The sequence below is a fragment of the Antrihabitans stalactiti genome, assembly GCF_012932915.1.
In the GTDB taxonomy this organism is placed as follows: domain Bacteria; phylum Actinomycetota; class Actinomycetes; order Mycobacteriales; family Mycobacteriaceae; genus Antrihabitans; species Antrihabitans stalactiti.
Genome location: NZ_VCQU01000004.1, coordinates 484,513 through 504,179, shown reverse-complemented (window position 1 = coordinate 504,179; position 19,667 = coordinate 484,513). Strand labels below are relative to the sequence as shown.

The 19,667-nt window shown below is 64.6% G+C and carries 17 protein-coding genes; 12 read left to right on the top strand and 5 right to left on the bottom strand.

Going from position 1 to position 19,667, the window contains the following annotated elements; translation table 11 throughout:
* From FGL95_RS14705 to FGL95_RS14680, 6 genes are all read left to right on the top strand, one after another.
* Entirely contained in the window at positions 1 to 1,554 is a 1,554-nt protein-coding gene (locus tag FGL95_RS14705; protein ID WP_169587970.1) for a GMC family oxidoreductase, read from the top strand.
* A 64-nt stretch (positions 1,555 to 1,618) separates the two neighbouring features.
* Positions 1,619 to 3,397 carry a putative nucleotidyltransferase substrate binding domain-containing protein gene (locus FGL95_RS14700; RefSeq protein ID WP_169588240.1) on the top strand — a complete coding sequence of 593 codons (1,779 nt, stop codon included), beginning with the start codon at positions 1,619 to 1,621 and terminating at the stop codon, positions 3,395 to 3,397.
* A 146-nt stretch (positions 3,398 to 3,543) separates the two neighbouring features.
* Complete coding sequence (locus FGL95_RS14695) at positions 3,544 to 6,105, top strand: HAMP domain-containing sensor histidine kinase (RefSeq protein WP_169587968.1); 2,562 nt, start codon at positions 3,544 to 3,546, stop codon at positions 6,103 to 6,105.
* Positions 6,092 to 6,505, top strand: a complete 414-nt coding sequence (locus FGL95_RS14690) for a roadblock/LC7 domain-containing protein (RefSeq protein ID WP_169587966.1) — start codon at positions 6,092 to 6,094, stop codon at positions 6,503 to 6,505. The genes FGL95_RS14695 and FGL95_RS14690 overlap by 14 nt, the downstream gene beginning before the upstream one ends.
* A 13-nt stretch (positions 6,506 to 6,518) precedes the next feature.
* Complete coding sequence (locus tag FGL95_RS14685; RefSeq protein WP_169587964.1) at positions 6,519 to 6,893, top strand: DUF742 domain-containing protein; 375 nt, start codon at positions 6,519 to 6,521, stop codon at positions 6,891 to 6,893.
* A gap of 4 nt (positions 6,894 to 6,897) precedes the next feature.
* Positions 6,898 to 7,449, top strand: a complete 552-nt coding sequence (locus FGL95_RS14680; RefSeq protein ID WP_169587959.1) for an ATP/GTP-binding protein — start codon at positions 6,898 to 6,900, stop codon at positions 7,447 to 7,449.
* Here FGL95_RS14680 and FGL95_RS14675 read toward each other — a convergent pair.
* On the bottom strand, positions 7,367 to 8,356 hold the full coding sequence (locus FGL95_RS14675) for an EamA family transporter (protein ID WP_169587957.1): 990 nt from the start codon (positions 8,354 to 8,356) through the stop codon (positions 7,367 to 7,369). The genes FGL95_RS14680 and FGL95_RS14675 overlap by 83 nt on opposite strands.
* A gap of 71 nt (positions 8,357 to 8,427) precedes the next feature.
* On the opposite strand from FGL95_RS14675, the gene FGL95_RS14670 reads away from it, so the two are divergent.
* From FGL95_RS14670 to FGL95_RS14660, 3 genes are all read left to right on the top strand, one after another.
* The gene (locus FGL95_RS14670) at positions 8,428 to 8,979 is read left to right on the top strand and encodes a CGNR zinc finger domain-containing protein (protein WP_169587955.1); all 552 of its coding nucleotides are present in this window, start codon (positions 8,428 to 8,430) and stop codon (positions 8,977 to 8,979) included.
* 9 nt (positions 8,980 to 8,988) lie between these two features.
* A complete protein-coding gene (locus tag FGL95_RS14665; protein ID WP_169587953.1) occupies positions 8,989 to 9,789 on the top strand; it encodes an S-methyl-5'-thioadenosine phosphorylase in 801 nt (266 codons plus the stop codon).
* Between the two features lie 197 nt (positions 9,790 to 9,986).
* Positions 9,987 to 11,399 (top strand): lipase family protein, encoded by a 1,413-nt coding sequence (locus FGL95_RS14660; protein ID WP_169587951.1) that lies wholly within the window; start codon positions 9,987 to 9,989, stop codon positions 11,397 to 11,399.
* Between the two features lie 49 nt (positions 11,400 to 11,448).
* Here FGL95_RS14660 and FGL95_RS14655 read toward each other — a convergent pair whose 3' ends face one another.
* The 3 genes from FGL95_RS14655 to FGL95_RS14645 all read right to left on the bottom strand — a co-directional run bounded on the left by FGL95_RS14655 (position 11,449) and on the right by FGL95_RS14645 (position 14,272).
* Positions 11,449 to 12,636 carry a PucR family transcriptional regulator gene (locus FGL95_RS14655; RefSeq protein ID WP_169587949.1) on the bottom strand — a complete coding sequence of 396 codons (1,188 nt, stop codon included), beginning with the start codon at positions 12,634 to 12,636 and terminating at the stop codon, positions 11,449 to 11,451.
* A gap of 10 nt (positions 12,637 to 12,646) precedes the next feature.
* A complete protein-coding gene (locus tag FGL95_RS14650) occupies positions 12,647 to 13,285 on the bottom strand; it encodes a TetR family transcriptional regulator (RefSeq protein WP_169587947.1) in 639 nt (212 codons plus the stop codon).
* A gap of 63 nt (positions 13,286 to 13,348) precedes the next feature.
* A complete protein-coding gene (locus FGL95_RS14645; protein ID WP_169587945.1) occupies positions 13,349 to 14,272 on the bottom strand; it encodes an alpha/beta hydrolase fold domain-containing protein in 924 nt (307 codons plus the stop codon).
* 117 nt (positions 14,273 to 14,389) lie between these two features.
* On the opposite strand from FGL95_RS14645, the gene FGL95_RS14640 reads away from it, so the two are divergent.
* On the top strand, positions 14,390 to 16,027 hold the full coding sequence (locus FGL95_RS14640; protein ID WP_169587943.1) for a long-chain fatty acid--CoA ligase: 1,638 nt from the start codon (positions 14,390 to 14,392) through the stop codon (positions 16,025 to 16,027).
* Positions 16,028 to 16,037: 10 nt separating this feature from the next.
* A complete protein-coding gene (locus FGL95_RS14635) occupies positions 16,038 to 16,994 on the top strand; it encodes a phosphotriesterase family protein (protein WP_169587941.1) in 957 nt (318 codons plus the stop codon).
* Between the two features lie 5 nt (positions 16,995 to 16,999).
* Here FGL95_RS14635 and FGL95_RS14630 read toward each other — a convergent pair whose 3' ends face one another.
* Positions 17,000 to 17,599 carry a TetR/AcrR family transcriptional regulator gene (locus FGL95_RS14630; protein WP_169587939.1) on the bottom strand — a complete coding sequence of 200 codons (600 nt, stop codon included), beginning with the start codon at positions 17,597 to 17,599 and terminating at the stop codon, positions 17,000 to 17,002.
* A gap of 77 nt (positions 17,600 to 17,676) precedes the next feature.
* On the opposite strand from FGL95_RS14630, the gene FGL95_RS14625 reads away from it, so the two are divergent.
* Positions 17,677 to 19,659, top strand: coding sequence for an FAD-dependent oxidoreductase (locus tag FGL95_RS14625; protein WP_169587937.1), 1,983 nt, complete (start codon positions 17,677 to 17,679; stop codon positions 19,657 to 19,659).
* Positions 19,660 to 19,667: the final 8 nt, after the last annotated feature.

Here is a 19,667-nt window from a genome sequence, read left to right as displayed (position 1 = left end):
ATGGCAGACACCTTCGACTATGTGATCGCCGGCGGCGGCACGGCTGGCTGCGCCCTCGCGGCGCGCCTGAGTGAGGACCCGTCCGTCACCGTGTGTCTCGTCGAGGCCGGACCGTCCGATGTCGGCGACCAGAACATTCTCGTGCTGGCCGAATGGATGCACCTACTCGATTCGGGCTACGACTGGGACTACCCGATCGAGCCGCAGGAAAAGGGCAACAGCTTTATGCGGCACGCTCGGGCGAAGGTGCTCGGCGGCTGCTCGTCGCACAATTCGTGTATCGCGTTCTGGCCGCCTGCCGAGGGGCTGGACGAGTGGGAAGCGATGGGTGCCAAGGGGTGGGGTGCTCGTGACGTACTGAAATACGTGACCAGGCTGGAGAACAACGACGCGCCAGGCGACCAGCACGGTCACGACGGACCGGTCCGGATCCGAGATGTTCCGCCCAACGACCCATGCGGGCAAGCGGTGATCGATGCGGCGGCGAAGGTCGGGTTGCCGACCGTTCAGTTCAACCGTGGCACAACAGTTCTCAACGGTGCTGGTTGGTTCCAGATCAACGCGGGCGAAGATGGTTCGCGCCAGTCGACGTCACACGCCTACCTGCATCCGATCCTCGATACCCGCAAGAATCTCGAGGTCCGTACGAACTGCTGGATCTCGGAAATCCTGATCGACGATTCGCTGACGGCGACCGGCGTTCGGTACCAGCGCCCTGACCTCACCGGCTACGACACGGTCAACGCCAGGCGCGAGGTCGTGGTCACCGCCGGCGCCATCGATACCCCGAAGTTGTTGATGCTGTCGGGAATCGGTCCGACGGTGCACCTTCGCGAACACGGCATCAGGGTTCGCGTCGACTCGCCGGGGGTGGGCGCGAACCTCGACGACCATGTCGAGGGGCTGGTGTTCTACGAGGCGTCGAAGCCGATGGTCACAACGTCGACCCAATGGTGGGAGATCGGCCTCTTCGCGACCACCGAAGAAGGACTGACTCAGCCGGACCTGATGATGCACTATGGCAGCGTGCCGTTCGACATGAACACGCTGCGCTGGGGTTATCCCACGACAGACAACGGTTTCTGCCTCACGCCGAACGTCACCCAGGGGCGATCACGGGGGACGGTGCGGCTGCGCTCGCGCGATTTTCGGGATCGGGCGAAGGTCGATCCGCGGTATTTCACCGACCCGGACGGTCACGACGAGCGGGTCATGCTTGCCGGAATTCGATTGGCACGCAAGATCGCCGAGCAGGAACCGTTGCGCGAGTGGATCGCCCGCGAGCTTGCACCCGGTCCAGCGGCGACCACCGACGAGGAGTTGCTCGACTACATCCACAAGACCCACAACACCGTGTACCACCCGGCTGGTACCGCTCGGATGGGGGCGGTCGATGATCCGATGGCCGTTCTCGACCCCGAGTTGCGGGTCAAGGGCGTGCACAATCTGCGTGTCGTCGATGCATCCGCGATGCCGAAGTTGCCGGCGATCAACCCGAACATCACGGTGATGACGATGGCGGAGAAGTGCGCGGACCTCATTCGCGGAAGGTGAGGCCGATGTGACACCGGCGCCCGAGGTCGCTGCGTTCTTGGCTGATCATCCACCGTTCCAGTCGATGACACCGAGCGCGCTCGACGAGCTCGCGGCGGCGGCGTCCCGGCACGAATTCGCTGTCGGGTCCGTCGTCGTGGATTACACGTCTCACGTGCCGGACGAGATCTGGATGGTGTGTTCCGGCCAGGTGACGTTGCTGCACACCGGCGACGATCAGATCGCGGCCGGACAGATCGACACTATTTCGACCGGCGGAATCTTCGGCTTCTTCCCGCTGCTGACCGACGGCGACGTGCAGTTCAAGGCACAGGCCACCGAGCCGAGCACGTTGTTACGACTTCCCGGTGAACTTGTCCGCCCGGTGTTCGCGCAGCCGAGCGGACTCTCCTTTTTGGCATCGTCGGCGTGGGGCACGATGTCGGGCAAGCGAAGTGCGGTGGAGGGTCCGGCATCGCGCCGGCCGGTCGGTGACTTGGTCCGCGCGGAACCGGTCTTCACCACGCCGGACACGAGTGTCCGCGACGCCGTGAAACACATGACGGCCAATCACAGCTCCTACGTATTGATCCCGCTGAGCGACGGCGAGTACGGCATCTTCACCGACCGAGACCTGCGGACCCGAGTCGTCGCGGCAGGCGTCGGCGTCGATGTGCCGATTCGGGTCGTGATGAGCGCACCGGCGCACTACGTCACGGCCGACCGGCTCGCGTCGACCGTCTTGATGGACATGCTGGAGATCGGGCTGCGGCACATGCCGGTCCTGACCCAGCACCGACAGGTCCTCGGAGTCGTCGAGGACGCCGACCTGCTCGCCGCATCCACGCGGCAAAGCTTCCTGTTGCGACGCTCCATCGGTCTCGCGACAGACGCAGCCGAGCTGCAGGCGGTGTCGACTGGGATTGCGGACCTGGCGGTCGATTTGTTTCGGGGTGGCACGGACGCGTCGGCTACCAGCGGAATCCTGTCGGTCGTCATCGACAGCGTGGTGCGGCGGGCGTTGGAACTGTCCCTCGCAACGTCGGTCGGGCTGCCGCGGTCGAAGTTCGCGTGGCTCTCACTCGGCAGCATCGCGCGGCGTGAAGCGATGCCGTCGTCGGATGTCGACAGCGCCTTGTCGTGGGCGGACGAGCTGGCACCGGAGAAGGGTCGGCTCCTTCGCCTCGCCGGACGCGTCCACACCATCCTCGATGCCTGCGGGCTGCCCGCCGACAGCAATGGCGCGATCGCGAGCAAACCGCGGTTCGCTCGCTCTGCAAGTGAATGGGCACGTGCGACCGAGGAGTGGCTCGACGACCCGCTGAAAGACCGCGGTCTGGTGATGTCGTCGTTGTTGGTGGACGGTCGCGTGGTCTGGGGCGATGTCGCACAGCACACGGTCCCTGCCGCGTACCGACGCATGCGGACCGACCATCCCAACGCTCTTCGATTGCAACTGCTCAATGCGCTGTCGGACAAGGCGCGGATGCGCTCGCTGCGCGATGTGCTTTCCCGCCGCGGTGGCACGTTCGATCTGAAGGCTCATGCGGTCACGCCCATCGTGAATCTGGCGCGGTGGGGCGGTCTCACCGTGGGCATCGCATCCGCGTCCACGCCCGCACGGCTCGAGGCTGCGGCAGGAAACGGTCTGCTGACCGAGCCCGACGCGAAGACGTTGAACGAGGTGTTCGCGCTGTTGCAGACGTTGCGGATGGCGCACCAAGTTGCTCAGATCGCCGATGGCCATCCGCCTGGCGACATCGTCACGATGTCGGAATTGTCGCCGATCAACCGCAGCTTGCTCGCCGATGGTGTGCGCGAGATTGCTGCGGTCCAGCGCAGAGTGAGCAACAACACGAGGTAGGCGTTTCTGCTCATCGAGAGCGTGGTCGAAGTCCCGTCAGCACGAACTTGGACGGCGACAGGCGCCCCGCTACTGTTCAATAGCAACATGCCGGGTTCCGTCGTGGGGGACTTGTTCGGTGTCGAACCTGGTGGAAAGTGAGCAGAATGACCGACAGCAGCAAGCCCGTCCGCGTGAAACCAAAAGAGTCCAGACCTCGATGGTGGAACATCGAGCAATGGGGCGTCCGCTGGAAGGTGACCGCGGTCGTGGCGGTGCCACTTGCGGCGGCGCTCGTCCTCGGTCTCGTCCGCGTGACCACCTCGCTCGGCGATGCGAACGACCTCCAACGAGCCGCTGATCGGGTTGCCACGATTCCGCTGATCCTCGATTTCGAGGTCGCGACCACAACGTGGGCTGCTCAGCTGGCCAATCCGGGACGCCCGCCACAAGCCGAGGATCTCGAGGTTCTGAAGAAGCGAATCAGCGAGGCGAAGGCCGAACTCGCCGATGGTGATCTGGACACCGATGTCGCCTCCGCCTTGCGGGCGATGGTGACGACCGGCGACCGACTCGTGTCGATCACGAGCGATGCGGGTACGACCGACCGGGCGGCGGTGGTCGCACGCATCAAGCAGATCGCCGACGCACGCAACGCCATCGCAGCCAGTGCGACGCAGGCGGTCGACGGGATCGTCAAGCCGATTCACAACAGCGAAGTCGTTGTCGCAAAGACCAAATTGATCGACTCGTGGGCGGCTGGGCGGCAGCTGTTCAACTTCGCGACGTCGGGAATCAGCGCGATGGCCGACCCCAATGATCCCGCTGCGGCTGTCGCGGTTCTGCGCGCCTCGGGCGGTGAACAAGCGTTGTTGGACAGCTTGGAACATTCGTTCCCGGAGGCGAACGACCGCGTCCAACAGCTGAAGTCGAACGCCGAAAACTGCGATCTGGTCCTGCTGGAGTTCTCGCAGAAGAAGGACGCCGTCGATGCGTCGACGAAGCTGGCGGCGCTGCTGTACAACAGCAAGGACATTTTGGACGGGCTCTATCGGCAGGCGGGCGCCGAGATGAGTGCAGTGGTCACCGACCGCGCCGACGCCGCCAGGACGGCAGCCATTCGCAACAGTCTGATCGTCCTGGTCTGTCTCCTCGCTGCACTGTTGTTCGCCATTCTTGTCGCGCGTTCGCTGGTTCGACCCATCAGTCGTCTTCGCGACGGCACCCTCCGAGTCGCACACCACGATCTGGCCGGTGAACTCAGCCGCATCGATTCGGGTGCGACCATCGAGGACCTCCAGGTCGAGCCGGTACCTATTCATACGACCGAGGAGATCGGCCAGCTGGCCAGAGCGGTCGACGACATGCACGGTCAGGCGCTGCGGCTTGCAGGCGGCCAGGCGCAACTTCGGCTGCAGATCAACGAGATGTTCGAAACGATGGCTCGCCGCAGCAGGGTGCTGATCGATCGTCAGCTCGGAATGATCGAGAAGCTCGAGTTCGACGAGAAGGATCCTGCGCGGCTCAACAACCTCTTCGAGCTCGATCACCTTGCGGCGAGAATGCGCCGAAACAGCGACAACCTGCTGGTGCTCGCGGGCACCAGGCCGCGGCAGGGCCAGCCCGGGTCGGTCGAGATCGGCGACGTTCTGCGCGCCGCGATGTCCGAGGTCGAGGACTACCACCGAGTTCGGATCGGCGTAGCGCCGAAGTACGGTGTCGCGTCCGCTGCGGCGACCGACGTGGTCCATTTGTTCGCCGAACTGGTCGAGAACGCGTTGCGAGCCTCACCGCGCGATACCGAGGTCGTGTTCATGTTCGCTCGTGCGGTCGACGGCGGGCTGCTCGTCGAGCTCGCCGACTCGGGCGTGGGCATTCCCCGTGATCAGTTGACGTCGATCAACGAGCGCCTGGCGATCGATGCCGAGGTCACCGTCGAGACAACGCGTCGAATGGGCCTGTTCGTGGTGGCCAAGCTTGCGGCGCGGTACGGCATCACGGTCCGCCTGCGGCCGAGCGCGGACCGCGAAACCAACGCCGGTGTCACGGCAAGCGTGCACTTGCCGCCGACGTTGCTCCCGCTCCCGGAACGACCCGCCGAGCCGGTGGCCGCGCCGCCCGCACCTGTCCAGAGCGGTCTGCCGCAACGGACACCTGGCACGTCGGCGTTGGGCAACGGGATTGCGGCAGGATCCGCCGCCGGGTCGGCGCTGCCGGTGCGAGAACCGGGTCGCGCGGGTGCGGCACTGATTCCGACCGCGGATGCAGGCAACGACTCCGGCGGGAGTCTGCTCGGCGATCCGCGCGGCGACACCCTTCATCGCTACAAACGGGCGAGCACAGCCTCGGTTTTCGAGGATTCCCCGAAGTCCGCGGAGACCCCGATTTTCGCAGGCATGGTGACCGCTACGGCGTGGCTGGCCGATGTGAACACACCCGATGCGGCGGCGTCCACTGGCTGGCGATCGGCCGGTGACGAAGGCTGGTCCGCTGCAGACCGCAGCCACGATGTGGCTGTCGAAAAGAACACGGTGACAGGACTACCGCAGCGGCAGCCTGGACAGCGCCTCGTTCCTGGCGGGATTGGTGCGCAAACTGGCGGACCGCGCAGTGGCACGTCCAATCCCGACCTCGTTCGCGCTAATCTGACCCGCCACCTCAAAGGTGTGCGCGACGGTCGGGCTGCGCGTCCGAACGAAACGAAGAAGGAGAGCGATGACAAGCGCTGACCGTTCTGCCCACCGATCACTCGGCTGGCTGGTGTCGAACTTCGCCAACGAAGTTCCGGGCGTTACGCACGCGGTCCTCGTGTCGGCCGACGGTCTCCTGATGTCGGCGAGCGACCGACTTCCTGTCGAACGCGCCGAACAGTTGTCGGCAGTGACCTCGGGTCTGTCGAGCTTGTCCGTCGGAGCGTCGAACCTGTTCGGGGGTGGCGGCGTGCTGCAGACGGTCGTCGAGATGGAGAAGGGCTACTTGTTGACGATGAACGTCGGCGACGGTTCGATTCTCGCGGTGCTGACGAGTGCGTCGTGCGATATCGGCCAGGTGGGATACGAGATGGCGATTCTTGTCGATCGTGTCGGGCAAGCCGTCCAGGCAGCACCGCGCACGAACCTGGGACCGTGACGGGGTAGGTCGGATGGACAGTCACGAGCATGATGTTCCGGTGAATCGGCCAAGTTTGGTGCGGCCGTACTCGTTGACGTCCGGCCGAACGCAGCCCGCCGTGGAGCTGGCATTGGAGGCGCTGGTCCAGGCGCTACCGGGAGCGCGAAACAAGCATTGGGAGCTGAGCGATGTCGAGGCAGCCATCCTCGCACTGTGCGGCGAATCGCCGTCTGTGGCCGAGATTGCGGCCCGCGCGGTGATTCCGTTGGGTGTGGCTCGGGTACTTGTCGCCGACCTGGTTGCGAGCGGGCACGTGAAGGTGCTCGCAACATTGCGGGACGATTCGACCGATGTCGAGCGCCGCGAGCTGATCGAAAGGGTTCTCAGTGGACTTCGCAACATCTGACCGAGTGACCTCGGCGAAGATTGTGATCGCAGGAGGGTTCGGCGTCGGCAAGACCACGTTGGTCGGCGCGGTGTCCGAGATCGTTCCGCTGCGAACCGAAGCCCTCGTGACCAACGTCAGCGAATCCTTCGACGATCTGTCCTCGACGCCGAACAAGTCGACGACGACGGTGGCGATGGACTTCGGCCGCATCAGCCTGTCCGACGATCTGGTCCTGTACTTGTTCGGGACGCCGGGGCAGAGCCGTTTCTGGTTCATGTGGGACGACATCGTGCGTGGCGCGATCGGCGCGGTCGTGCTGATCGATACTCAGCGGCTCGACGATTCGTTCGCGCCGATCGACTTCTTCGAGGCGCGGGAATTGCCGTTCTTGATCGCCATCAACGAGTTCGATGGTGCACCGCGCCACGACCACGAAGACGTTCGGCGCGCACTCGCGATTTCCGCGGACGTCCCGATCATCAGCATCGACGCTAGGTCGCGCGAATCGGCGAAGGAGGCGTTGATCGAGGTGACGGAGTATGCGCTTCGTCGGTTGGCTCAACCGTCTCGATGAACGGTTCGGCAGCGCCCGCGCCGCCGAGTCTGGCGATTGCGACGCCGCCGACGATGCACGAGCCGCCGAGTAGCTGGATTACCGAGATCGTCTGACCGAGCAGCAGCCATGACGAGATGACACCGAACAGCACTTCGGTGAGCAGCACGAGCGAGGTGAGGGTCGCGCCGATCAGGCCGACGCCGGCGATTCCGCACAGGTAGGCGACGACCGTACTGATCGTGATCAGCAGCACGAGCGGCAATATCCAGGGCAGATCGTGGCTGGCGAGGACCGCCGGATCGGTCGCGAACGTCATGGTGAACAGGCCGGTGACGCCGAGAGCGCCGACCGCGAGCGCCGCGAAGACCATGCCGTACGCCATCGTCACAACCGGCGATGGCGAACCAGCGCTCCGAGTCGACATCAGGAAGAAGCACGCATTGCCGAGCATCGACAGCGCTGCCCAGGCGATGCCTTCGATGCTCACCTCGGTGGCCCCGAAGACATCGATGACCAGGACCGCTCCGGCGAGGGCGAGGACCGCGCCCAGGATCGTGAGTGTGCTGGGTCGAATATCGCGGACCAGCCACTCCCAGCCGATCACAACGATCGGCGCGAGGAACTGGATCATCAACGTGACGCCGACGGACAGACTTTGGATCGCGAGGAAGAAGGTGGCCTGCACGGTCGCGATTGCCACGATTCCGTACAGCGCCGACGAGCGGACCTGCCGTGGTGCGACACGCAATGCCCGAGCATCGACCGCCGCAGCGACGGCGAAGGCGACGAGCGCAGCACCCGCGAGCCGGGCGAAGACGACTCCGCCGGGTGACCAGCCGGAGTCCATCAACGCCTTGGCGAACGGCCCGGACCAGCTGAAGGCCAGCGCCGACAAGACGGTCAGCCAAATGCCTGATCGACGCACGGAAGCCCCCTGTCATGAGCGTTATCGGGTTACGCTAGTGACACTACGGGTCAAGGCAGTCAGGAGTAAAGTTGTATTTCGCTCATGACACCGACTTTGCGTTGCGTTCCGCGACTGCGCTGGTCAACACGTCGGCGCGGGGTCGAGAACGCCTGGTCGACGTCGCAGGTCTCGATGAATTTTTCGTCGAGTTCGAATGGACTGGCTTGCGGGAGCGGACCGACGCGGAGTTGGAGGCGGTGCGGTCGCTGCGCCCATTGCTGCGCTCGGTGTGGGAGGCAGCCGACGCGGAGGCCGCCGTCGAGGTCGTCAACGATCTGCTGCGAAGGACCAATGCGCGGCCGTGGCTGACTCGGCACGGCACCTGGGATTGGCACCTGCACGTCACCGAGTCCGCTGACCCATTGGTCGACCGGATGGGCGCCGAAGCGGCAATGGCTTTTGCCGACGTGATTCGCGTCGGCGACCTCGACCGGCTGAAGTTCTGCGCGGCACCCGATTGCGACGCCGTACTGATCGACCTGTCTCGCAACAGGTCTCGGCTGTTTTGCGATATCGGGAACTGTGGCAACAAAGCGAATGTCGCCGCCTACCGCGCACGCAAAGCCAGGGCTGCCCAATAGGGTGGCTCCATGGCAGCTCCCGCGTATCCTCGTCCGACGCTGGCCGTGATCGGCGGCAGCGGTTTCTACGATTTCTTCGACGACGGTGCAGTCGATGTCGCCGTGGAGACGCCGTACGGCGCGCCGAGCGGTCCGGTGACCATCGGTACGGTCGGCGAGCGGACCGTCGCCTTCTTGCCCAGACACGGTGCGCAGCATCAATTCTCGCCGCACACCGTGCCCTATCGAGCGAACATGTGGGCCTTGCGGTCCGTCGGTGTGCGCCGCGTGTTCGGCCCGTGCGCGGTCGGCAGCCTGACCCCGCAACTCGGTCCGGGCGCGGTCGTGGTTCCCGACCAACTCGTGGACCGCACGTCCGGCCGCGAGCAGACGTACTTCGATGGCGGCGGTGTCCATGTGTCGTTCGCCGATCCGTATTGCGCCGAGTTGCGCGCAGCGGCCGTGCAGGAGGGAGTGGGTGACGGCGGGACCATGGTCGTTGTGGAGGGTCCTCGATTCTCCACTCGCGCGGAGAGCCAGTGGTTCGCCGCGCAAGGCTGGCAGCTCGTGAACATGACCGGCCATCCCGAGGCGGTCCTGGCTCGGGAATTGGAGATGTGTTACGCCGCGATCGCCTTGGTGACCGATCTCGATGCCGGCGTCGAAGCTGGTGGGGGAGTGCGCGCCGTCGACGTATTCGCCGAATTCGCACGCAATATCGGACCCTTCAAGGCGCTGGTCCGGACGGCGATTGCGGCAGTCGCCGGCGACGACACGTGCGCCGACTGCCGGGTTCACGACGGAGTGCAGCTACCGATAGCGCTGCCGTGATACGCCGAGAGTGCAGTTGTTCAGGCAATTTTGGCCGATTCGGCATGAACAACCGCACTCTCGATGCGAAACCCTCTCGCGAGTGTGCAAGCGCACATTTTTCGACGTCACAGAGAAAGCGTTCGCCCATAGTCCGTCGGTACCATGTCGCCCACTATTGAATGGTTGCCAATTCGCCGATCAATGGAGGACGAACGATGACAAGCCCAGGATTGCGGCGACGACGCCGACTGCTGGTCACTTCCCTGGGGCTCGTAGCGTCCGTTCTCTTCGCCGGGTCGGCCAATGCCGATCCGGTCCCGGTGCAGCCGCCGCTGCCGTTCCCGATTCCGCCGAGTCCGCCCGAGTTCGACCATGGCTTCTATCTGCCGTCGGCGGACATCCTGGATCCGAAGGCGCCCGGCGAGATCATCGCCGCGCGGCAGGTGAACCTGGCGAACTTCTCGCTGCTGCCACTCAACGTCGATGCCTGGCAGTTGTCCTATCGGTCGACCAATACCCGCGGTGAGCCGGTGCCTGCGGTCGCGACGGTCATCAAGCCTCGCGGCGGAACGCAAGATGGCGGTCCGCGCAAACTGGTCTCGGTCCAGATCGCAGAGGATTCCCTCGGTCAGTACTGCGCGCCGTCGTATTCGCTTCAGCTGGCGTCGATTCCGGGCAACCTGACCGGCTCGGTGAATCCGATGCTCGAAGGTCTGCTCAATGCGCAGACGCTCCTGCACATGGGTTATGCCGTGATCATCCCGGACTACCAAGGTCCGAATTCTGCGTACGCCGCCGGACCGTTGCACGCACGCATCACGCTCGACGGCATCCGGGCCGCGGAGCAGTTCGCACCGCTGGGACTGCCGGGAACCGATACTCGGGTTGGCTTGATGGGGTACTCCGGTGGCGCGATCGCGACCGGTCACTCGGCTGAACTGCACGCGAGCTACGCCCCCGAATTGAACATCGTCGGTGTCTCCGAAGGCGGCATCCCTGCCGACTTGGAAGCCGTGCTGCGGCTCGCGAACGGCAACGTCGGGTTCGGGCTCATCCTCGCCGCCGCTATCGGCGTCTCTCGCGAATACCCGGAGCTTGCGGACTTCTTTCAGAAGAATCTGAATCCGGCCGGTCAGCTGTTGCTTGCAGCGAAGAACCCATTGTGCGTTTCGTACCAAACGGCACTGATGCCCTTCTTGCGATTGGAAATGCTCTACACCGGGCCCGGCGACCCCGTCGCGCAGCCGCAGGTGCAGGAGGTTCTCGGGAAGACGAAGATGGGCCAGTCCGTGCCGACGGTGCCGATGTACATGTACAACGCGAATCCCGACTACCTGATCCCGATCGGCCAGGTCAACGCGCTGGTCGACACATATTGCAAGGATCCGGCAGCCAACGTCACCTACACCCGTGATCACTTCAGCGAACACATCTCGTTGGAACCGCTCATGGCGCCGAGTGCGCTGCTGTGGCTGCGCGACCGACTCAACGGCGTTCCCGTCGAACCTGGTTGCCACATCAAGGATGTCGGGACCATCGCAGGCGCGCCCGAGTTCCTCCCCGGTTGGGGTGACGTGCTCGGCAACGCACTCGCCGCCATCATCGGCCTCCCCATCGGCGCCCGCTAACCGCTCGTGAGTCTTTTAGGAGTCCAGGGACTCCAAAAAGACTCACGAGTCAGGGGGCGATGCGGTGGGCCTCGAGGGCTAGGTAGACCTCGATCGCCGCGGTAGGCGACGTGAGATCGTGCCCGGTCAGCTGAGCGACTCGATTGAGCCGCTGGCGGACCGTGTTGCGATGGCAGTACAGCGCAGCCGCCGTGGCGGAGGGGTCGCCGCCGGAGGCGAACCAGGTCCGCATCGTCTCGAGCAGAATGTCGCGTTCGTGCTCGGGCAGCGCCAAGATGGGTCCGAGCACAGACGCGATGAGGCTGCCCGAGACCTCCGGGGCGCCCGCGAGCAGAATCGCGACAGGCGCTTTGTCGTACTGCACGACTTCACGGCTCCCGGGTTTACCTGCAGCGCAAGCTAATTGCGCTTGGCGACGCGCTGCCGCCGTTTCTTCCAGGTTGTCGTAGGGCACGCTAACGCCGACTCGGCCCAACGTCCGTTCGGCTGCGCACGCCGCGAGGCGCTCAACGTCGAACCGCGGAGTGAGTGCGACGACGCCGACCTGACTGTCCAGCTCGACGCGCCACGCCGACCGCACCCCCACCGTCGCGAGGCTGTCACTGACGCCGGGAAGAGTCTCTCCTGCAGGCGTTCCCGACATGGCTACGACGACGCAATAGGTTGCATGGTGCGGAAGCCGCAGGACGTTCGCGCTTTCCCACAGCTCCGGGCCATCGACGATGCGTCCGGACAGCAGAACGTCCAATGCCGCGTCGCGGGCATGCGCGTCGCGGCGCATCTGTTCCGTCGTCGTTTCCTGATATGCAGCAGTGATGCCCTGGGAGAAGTCGTCGACAACGTTCCAGATGTCCGACGCCGTCAGCAGTAGATCGCGGCTGTCTGCGGGGTTGTCGGCTGCGAGTATGAGCCGATCCCAGACGACGGTCGTCCCGATGCGGAACGCACGCAACACCGCTGGCAGCGGCACACCTTGTTCGGCGCGCAGCTTTCCCGTGGCACGCGCGATTGCGTCGCCGGACGCGGGTTCGCCGCTCAGCGCGCCGAGGATGGCGATCATATTGTCCCGGCTGACATTTCGAATGTCTTGTTGCGCAGCAGGGCTCAAGTTGCCGTAGGCGGGTTCACGCCGTACAACCTCACGGGCAATCTCGTCCGTGAGGTTGTCGATTTCCTCGAGCAGCACCCGACTTGCCGTCGCCACAAACGGAGCGGGCGTCATCGGCCGGTCCTCCATGGCTCGCATGCTAGCCCGCAGTAGGTGCAATGAGGGCAATCAGGACTCTGGTCAGAAGCTCGACGAGGTCGGCAACCGGTGGGCGCGGTTCGGTGAGACTCCACTCGTGGACGACGGCGTACAGCGAGCCGATGAACGCTGTTGCGGTCAGCGAGTATCCGCTCGGCGGCTCCGCATTCGGACCGATCGTGGCCTCCGCGGCAACCTTGATCAGCAACGACCAATGCTTGCGGTCGTCGAGACGATGTTGTTCGACCCGCTCGCTCACGCCGACGATCTCCACGAACGAAACCCGCGCCCGGCGGCTGTCCGATTCGATATAGGTCAGGAATGCGGTGATCGCCGTCGCGACGACCTGTCGGATGTCTTCGGTCTGCAGCTCCGCCAGCGCCTGCTGCACGGTCGCTCGGGCGTCGGCCTGAATCTTGTCGTAGGTGGCGAGCAACAATTCCTCGGCGTTGGCGAACTGCTCGTAGAACTGCCGCTTCGAGAGTCCAGCAGCTGCGCAGACATCGGCGACCGTGCTGTGCGCATAGCCCTGGGCTGCGAAAACGGTCAGTGCTGCTTCGATGAAGCGGGCCCGTCGTTCGTCGCGACGATGGGCAACAGGCACGCCACCGTAGCTCCGAAAACTCTCCGCCTCACTCACTCGCCCAGGCTACTCAGCCCAACCCTCGTGAGTCTTTTAGGAGTCCCTGGACTCCTAAAAGACTCACGAGGGGTCGAGCAGGTCCGAGAGTGCGGCAAGCATGTCTTCGCGTAGCGCGGCCGCGGAGGGAACGCCAGGGGCGAAGGCGAAGAATCCGTGGATCTGTCCTGGTCCAGGAAAGTGCCGGACCTCGACGCCGCACTCCCGGAGTCGATTGGCGTAGGCGTCACCTTCGTCGCGCAGGGGGTCGAATTCGGCCGTAGCTATCACCGTCGGCGGCAGACCCGCGAGGTCGGCGTTGATGAGGTCCGCAGTCGGCTCGGTGCGCATGCTCGGGTCCGGCAGGTACTGGTCGATGAACCACACGAGGTCTTCGCCGGTCAGGAAGTAGCCGCTGCCGTTCGCCACGACCGATGGCATGGAGGAACTGGGATCGACTGCCGGATAGATCAGCAGCTGGGCGGCGAGCACTGGACCTTCGTCGCGGGCTCGCAAAGCCGCTGCGGCTGAGAGGTTTCCGCCGGCACTGTCACCACCGACCACCAGCGGCCGGTCGGGATAGTTGGCGGCGGTCCAGGCCAGTGCGGCCATGACGTCGTCGAGCGGCGCCGGATACGGATGTTCCGGCGCGCGTCGATAGTCGACCGAGACAACCACCGCGCCGACCGCATTCGCGATGCGCCTGCACTGTGGATCGTGGGTGTCGATGTCGCCGATTACCCAGCCGCCGCCGTGGACAAAGGTGAGGACGCGGCCGCGATCGTCGGCGGGCGTGTACACCCGGACCGGGATGTCACCGCCCGGACCTGGCACCACACGATTTTCGACCTTGTCGACCTGTTCAGCGATGAAATCCGGACCGCGCCGGCCGAAGGAGACCTGCCGATAGACCTCGCGCGCCTGGGGCGCTGTCCATTGGCTCAACGGAAGGACGCCGCTGGCCTCGAGTGTGTCGAGAATGGGCCGGTAGCTCGGGTCGAGTGGCACGGTTTCTCACATTCCTATTTGAAACAGTCAGGGCGGAACGTACCATTGCCGCCGATGTGATCCTGGCAATAGTCTTGATCCCGGCCGCATGACCGCTACAGAGGAGAAACGCCGAACATGTTGAGCACCATGCAGGACGAGCCGCTGTCATTGGCGACGTTGCTCCGGTACGCGAGCACCTTCCAATCCGAAGCCAAGGTCGCGACCTGGACGGGTGCCGGTACTCGGGTCCTGACCTACGGGGAACTCGGCCGCCAGGCCGCGCAGCTCGCAAATGCCTTGCGCGGCTTCGGCATCGGCGAAGGCGACCGCGTCGCGACGTTCATGTGGAACAACAACGAGCATCTCGTCGCGTACAACGCGGTCCCCGCGATGGGTGCGGTGCTGCATGCGCTCAACATCCGGCTGTTCCCGGAGCAGTTGATCTTCGTGGCCAACCATGCGGAGGACAAGGTTGTCGTCGTCGATGCCACCTTGATCCCGCTGTTCGGCAAATACCTGCCGTCGTTGAAGACCGTCCAGCACGTGATCGTCGCCAACGGCGATGCGTCGGCGCTCGAAGCGCCCGCCGGCGTGACCGTGCATTCCTACGACGAACTGCTCGCCTCGCAGTCCGACTCGTTCGACTTCCCGGTGATCGACGAAAAGTCAGCCGCCGCAATGTGTTACACGTCGGGGACGACGGGTGACCCGAAGGGTGTCGTGTACTCGCACCGCTCGTGCTGGCTGCATGCGATGCAGGTGTGCTCACCGATGGCGATGGGCCTCAACAGCCAGGACAACATCCTGGCGATCGTTCCGATGTTCCATGCGAACGCGTGGGGTCTGCCGTACGCGGCGCTGATGGCCGGTGCGGACCTGCTGATGCCGGACCGCTTCCTGCAGCCGGACCCGTTGCTGCAGATGATGGCGACCGAGAAGCCGACGTTCGCAGGCGCGGTGCCCACGATCTGGACCGGCGTTCTTGCCGCGCTCGAGGCGAAGCCGCAGGACATCACACACCTGCGCGACGTCATCGTGGGTGGTTCCGCTGTGCCGCCGTCGATGATGAAGGCATTCCAGGAGAAGCACGGCGTGCGCATCCTGCATGCGTGGGGCATGACAGAAACGTCGCCGCTCGGCAGCGTCGCGCACCCGCCCGCGCACGTGACCGACGAGCAGGCGTGGGAGTACCGCATCACGCAGGGCCGCTTCCCTGCCAGTGTGCAAGCGCGGTTGATCGCCGACGACGGCTCCGTGGCGCCGAACGACGGAGAGACGTTGGGCGAGTTGGAGGTTCGCGGACCGTGGATCACCGGTTCGTACTACTCACCGGATGGATCCGACATCGATCCCGGCAAGTTCCACGACGGTTGGTTGAAGACGGGTGACGTCGGCAAGATCTCGCCGAACGGGTTCCTGACGCTGGTCGACCGTTCCAAGGACGTCATCAAATCCGGTGGCGAGTGGATTTCGTCCGTCGACCTCGAGAATGCGGTCATGGCACATCCCGCGATCGCGGAAGCCGCGGTTTTCGGCGTTCCCGACGAGAAGTGGGACGAGCGGCCGCTGGTCGCAGCGGTGCTCCGCGAGGGCGCCGACGTCGACGCCGAGGCGCTGCGCGAGTTCCTCGCTGACAAGGTTGCGAAATGGCAGCTGCCGGAGCGCTGGTCGTTCATCGGTGAGGTACCGAAGACCAGCGTCGGCAAGTTCGACAAGAAGGTGCTGCGAGCGAAGTACGCAGAAGGCGAACTCGACGTCATCAACCTCGGCTGAGATTCCCACAATGACAACGACGTCAACAGTCGAGACGGTCCGTGGCCCGGTGGCCACGGACACCCTGGGTAAGACGCTGATGCACGAGCACGTGTTCGTGCTGACTCCGGACAGTCAAGCGAACTGGAATACGGACTGGGACGAGCAAGCGAGGGTCGCGGATGCGGTCGAGCGTTTGCACGCCCTCGCCGCGACCGGCATCAGCACGATCGTCGATCCCACCGTCGATGGGCTCGGCCGATACCTGCCGCGTATCAAAGGGATCGCCGATCAGGTCCCGGAGCTCAACATTCTCGTCGCGACCGGGATCTACACCTACACCGATGCGCCGCACTACTTCGAATATCGGTTGGGCGATCCCGACCCGATGACGGGGCTGTTCGTTCGCGACATTCGCGAAGGCATCCAGGGCACCGGTGTCAAGGCGGCTTTGCTCAAATGCGCGATCGACGACAAAGGTCTGACCGCAGGTGTGGAGCGGGTGATGCGGGCGGTTGCGCAGACCAACCGCGAGACGGGCACGCCGATCATGGTCCACACGCACCCAGGGTCGAAGACGGGTCTCGAGGTTCGGCGGGTGCTGGAGAGCGAAGGCGTCGATTCGTCGCGCGTTCAACTGGCGCATTCCGGCGACAGTACCGACGCCGATCACCTCGCGGAGTTGGCCGAGGCCGGTTACCTGCTCGGCATGGACCGCTTCGGTATCGACATCATCCTGCCGTTCGAGCAACGCATCGACATCGTGGTCGAGATGTGCCGTCGCGGGTACGCGGCCAGCATGGTGCTGTCGCAGGACGCGTCCTGCCACATCGACTGGGCGGCGCCGGAAATGCTTGCGCTGCTACCGAACTGGACGTACTTCCACGTGCTGCGCGATGTCGTGCCTACATTGCTGGAGCGCGGTGTCAGCGACGCCGATATCGAGGCGATGTTGGTTGGAAACCCGCGGCGGTGGTTCGAAGGCTGAGGCCGTCAGTCGGTTCGCAGTAGGGCGACGAGTACTTCCGCCGCCCGGTCGATGTCGCCGCGCAACCCCGCGGCGGCGTCGTTGTAGAGGAACGCTTCGCCCAATCGCACCAGTGTGTACGCCAGGGTCGAGCGCTCGATCGAGGGGCGGTAGCCGTCTTCGTCGATGACGCGATCGAGCAACTTCTCGATTGTCGAGACCGCGCGTGGCTGGACGATGCCGCCGCTCGACGTGAGAATCCGGAAGGCTGAGGTCGGCTCGTTTTCGAAATAGCGTTGCATCGCATGGTGTTCGGCGATCTCGCGGACGACGCGCTCGATGACGATCAGAAGGCGGGTTGCTCCGCGAGCATCGCAAGCAGCATCGGCGGACTCGATTCTGCGCTCGAATTCGCTCGCGAGCACGGTGCCGAGCAGACCTTCGCGAGACCCGTACCAGCGATAGATCGTCGCGCGACTGACGCCCAATTCCGTTGCAATCGCCTGCACGTCGAGGCGCTCACCCTGCAGGAAGAGCTTCGTCGCGACTGCAAGGACCTCTGCCTTGCTGGCCGACGCGGGCCGCCCAGGAGGGCGAGGGGTGAGCGCTCCCGCGGTCGTTGTCATGGGGAAATGATACGAGCAATCGACGGTGTATTTATTGGCACTACCCGCGTAAGTGTGACGCAGGTAACGTTCGCTCAATGACCGAATGGATGACCACCGAACGCCAAGACGCGTTGCGCGCAATCTGCGACACCATCGTTCCCGCAATCGAACACGCCGAAGACGCAGACGGATTCTGGGCCCGGAAAGCGAGCGACCTCGGAGTCGATATCGCGATCGTCGGACTACTCGAAGGGATGCCGCCCGAGCTTCGAGAAGGGCTGCTCGGGCTCGTCGACGTCATCGGCGCGCAAGGCATCGTAGGGGCCTCACAACAATCGCGTGAGGTACTACTGTCGCGCACCGCGTTGCTCGGTCCGGAAGCGACGGTCGGAGTTGGCGCGCTGATTCAGCTGACGACGTTCTTGAGTTACGGTCTGCCCGATCCGAACACCGGCAAGAACCCCAACTGGGTCCGGCTCGGCTACCCCGGTCCGGTGAGTCTGCCGCAGCCGGCCGCGAAGCCGATCAAGCCGTTGGTTCCCAGCGAAGATCAGGTGCTGGAAGCCGATGTCGTGATCGTCGGGTCGGGCGCTGGGGGCGGAACGATCGCGGGGAAGCTTGCCCAGGCGGGCATGAAGGTGGTCGTGCTGGAGGCCGCGGGTTATTTCGACGAGAGCGACTTCAACCAGCTCGAACTGTGGGCGTATCAGAATCTGTACTGGCGTGGCGGTCCGGTGGCGAGCGCCGATTTCAACATTTCGCTGCAAGCGGGTGCGACGCTCGGCGGCGGCACGACCATCAACTGGATGACCAGCCTGCGGACCAAGCCTTGGGTCCGCGAAGAGTGGGCGCGGGAGTTCGGGCTCGAAGGGGTCGACACTGCCGAGTTCGATCGGCACCTGGATGCTGTCTCGCAACGCATTTCGGTCAATGGCGACACCTCGGACTACAACTCGCCGACCCTTCGCCTGAAGGAAGCTGCCGAGAAACTCGGTTGGTCGTTCCAGAAGATCACCCGGAACTCGGATGCCTCGAAGTACGACCCGGTGACCGCCGCTTACATCGGCTTCGGCGATCAGACCGGCTCCAAGCAGGGCACGATGAAGAGCTACCTGCAGGACGCCTTCGACGCGGGTGCGGACATCCTCGTCCGCACCAGAGCGTCGCGCGTCATCGTCGAAAACGGCCGCGCTGCAGGCGTCGAGGCAACCTATTCTGATCCGGCGAGCGGCGCGAGCAGCAAGGTCACCGTCCGTGCGCCGCGCGTCGTGGTTGCTGGTGGATCGTTGGAGTCGCCCGCGCTGCTCTTGCGGTCGGGTATCGGCGGTCCCGCGGTTGGCAATTACCTACGGCTGCATCCGGTTACGGCACTGTGCGGGGTGTATGCGGAGGAGCAGCAGGGCTGGTGGGGTCCCGCGCACAGCGGCTTGGTCGACCAGTTCGCCAACCCCGGCAACGGCTACGGCTTCCTGCTGGAAACCGCGCATTACACGACGGCGGCCTCGGCAGCGTTCTTGCCGTTCAGCTCACCCGCCGAACACAAAGCCCTGATGAGTCAGGCATCGAACATGACCTGGTTGCTTGCGTTGGTTCGCGATCATGGCCACGGCCGCGTGACCATCGACGCGAATGGTGAAGCAGTCGCGAGTTACCCGGTCAGCGACCCGCTGGATGTCGCGAACCTCCAGGCGGGCATCGGTGTGCTGGCGCAGGTGCATCGTGCAGCAGGTGCAATCGAGATGCGCGCGCTGTCGCCTGGGTTGCCACGATGGCGCTGGGGCGACGACCTCGACGCGTATGTTGCTCGGCTGCAGGCGATTCCGTTCCGCGCGGGCGGTCATCGCATGTTCTCGGCGCATCAGATGGGTACCTGTCGAATGGGTACCGACCCGCAGACCAGCGTCGCCGGACCGTTCGGCGAACTGCACGACACACCTGGTGTCTGGATTGGCGATGGGAGCGCATTCCCGTCACCGAGTGGGACAAACCCGATGCTGTCGATCATGGCGCTCGCCCACCGAACCGCGGAAGCGATCGCCGCGTCCGCCGACAAGCCACTCGCCTCGGCGCAGGCCTGAGAGGAAAC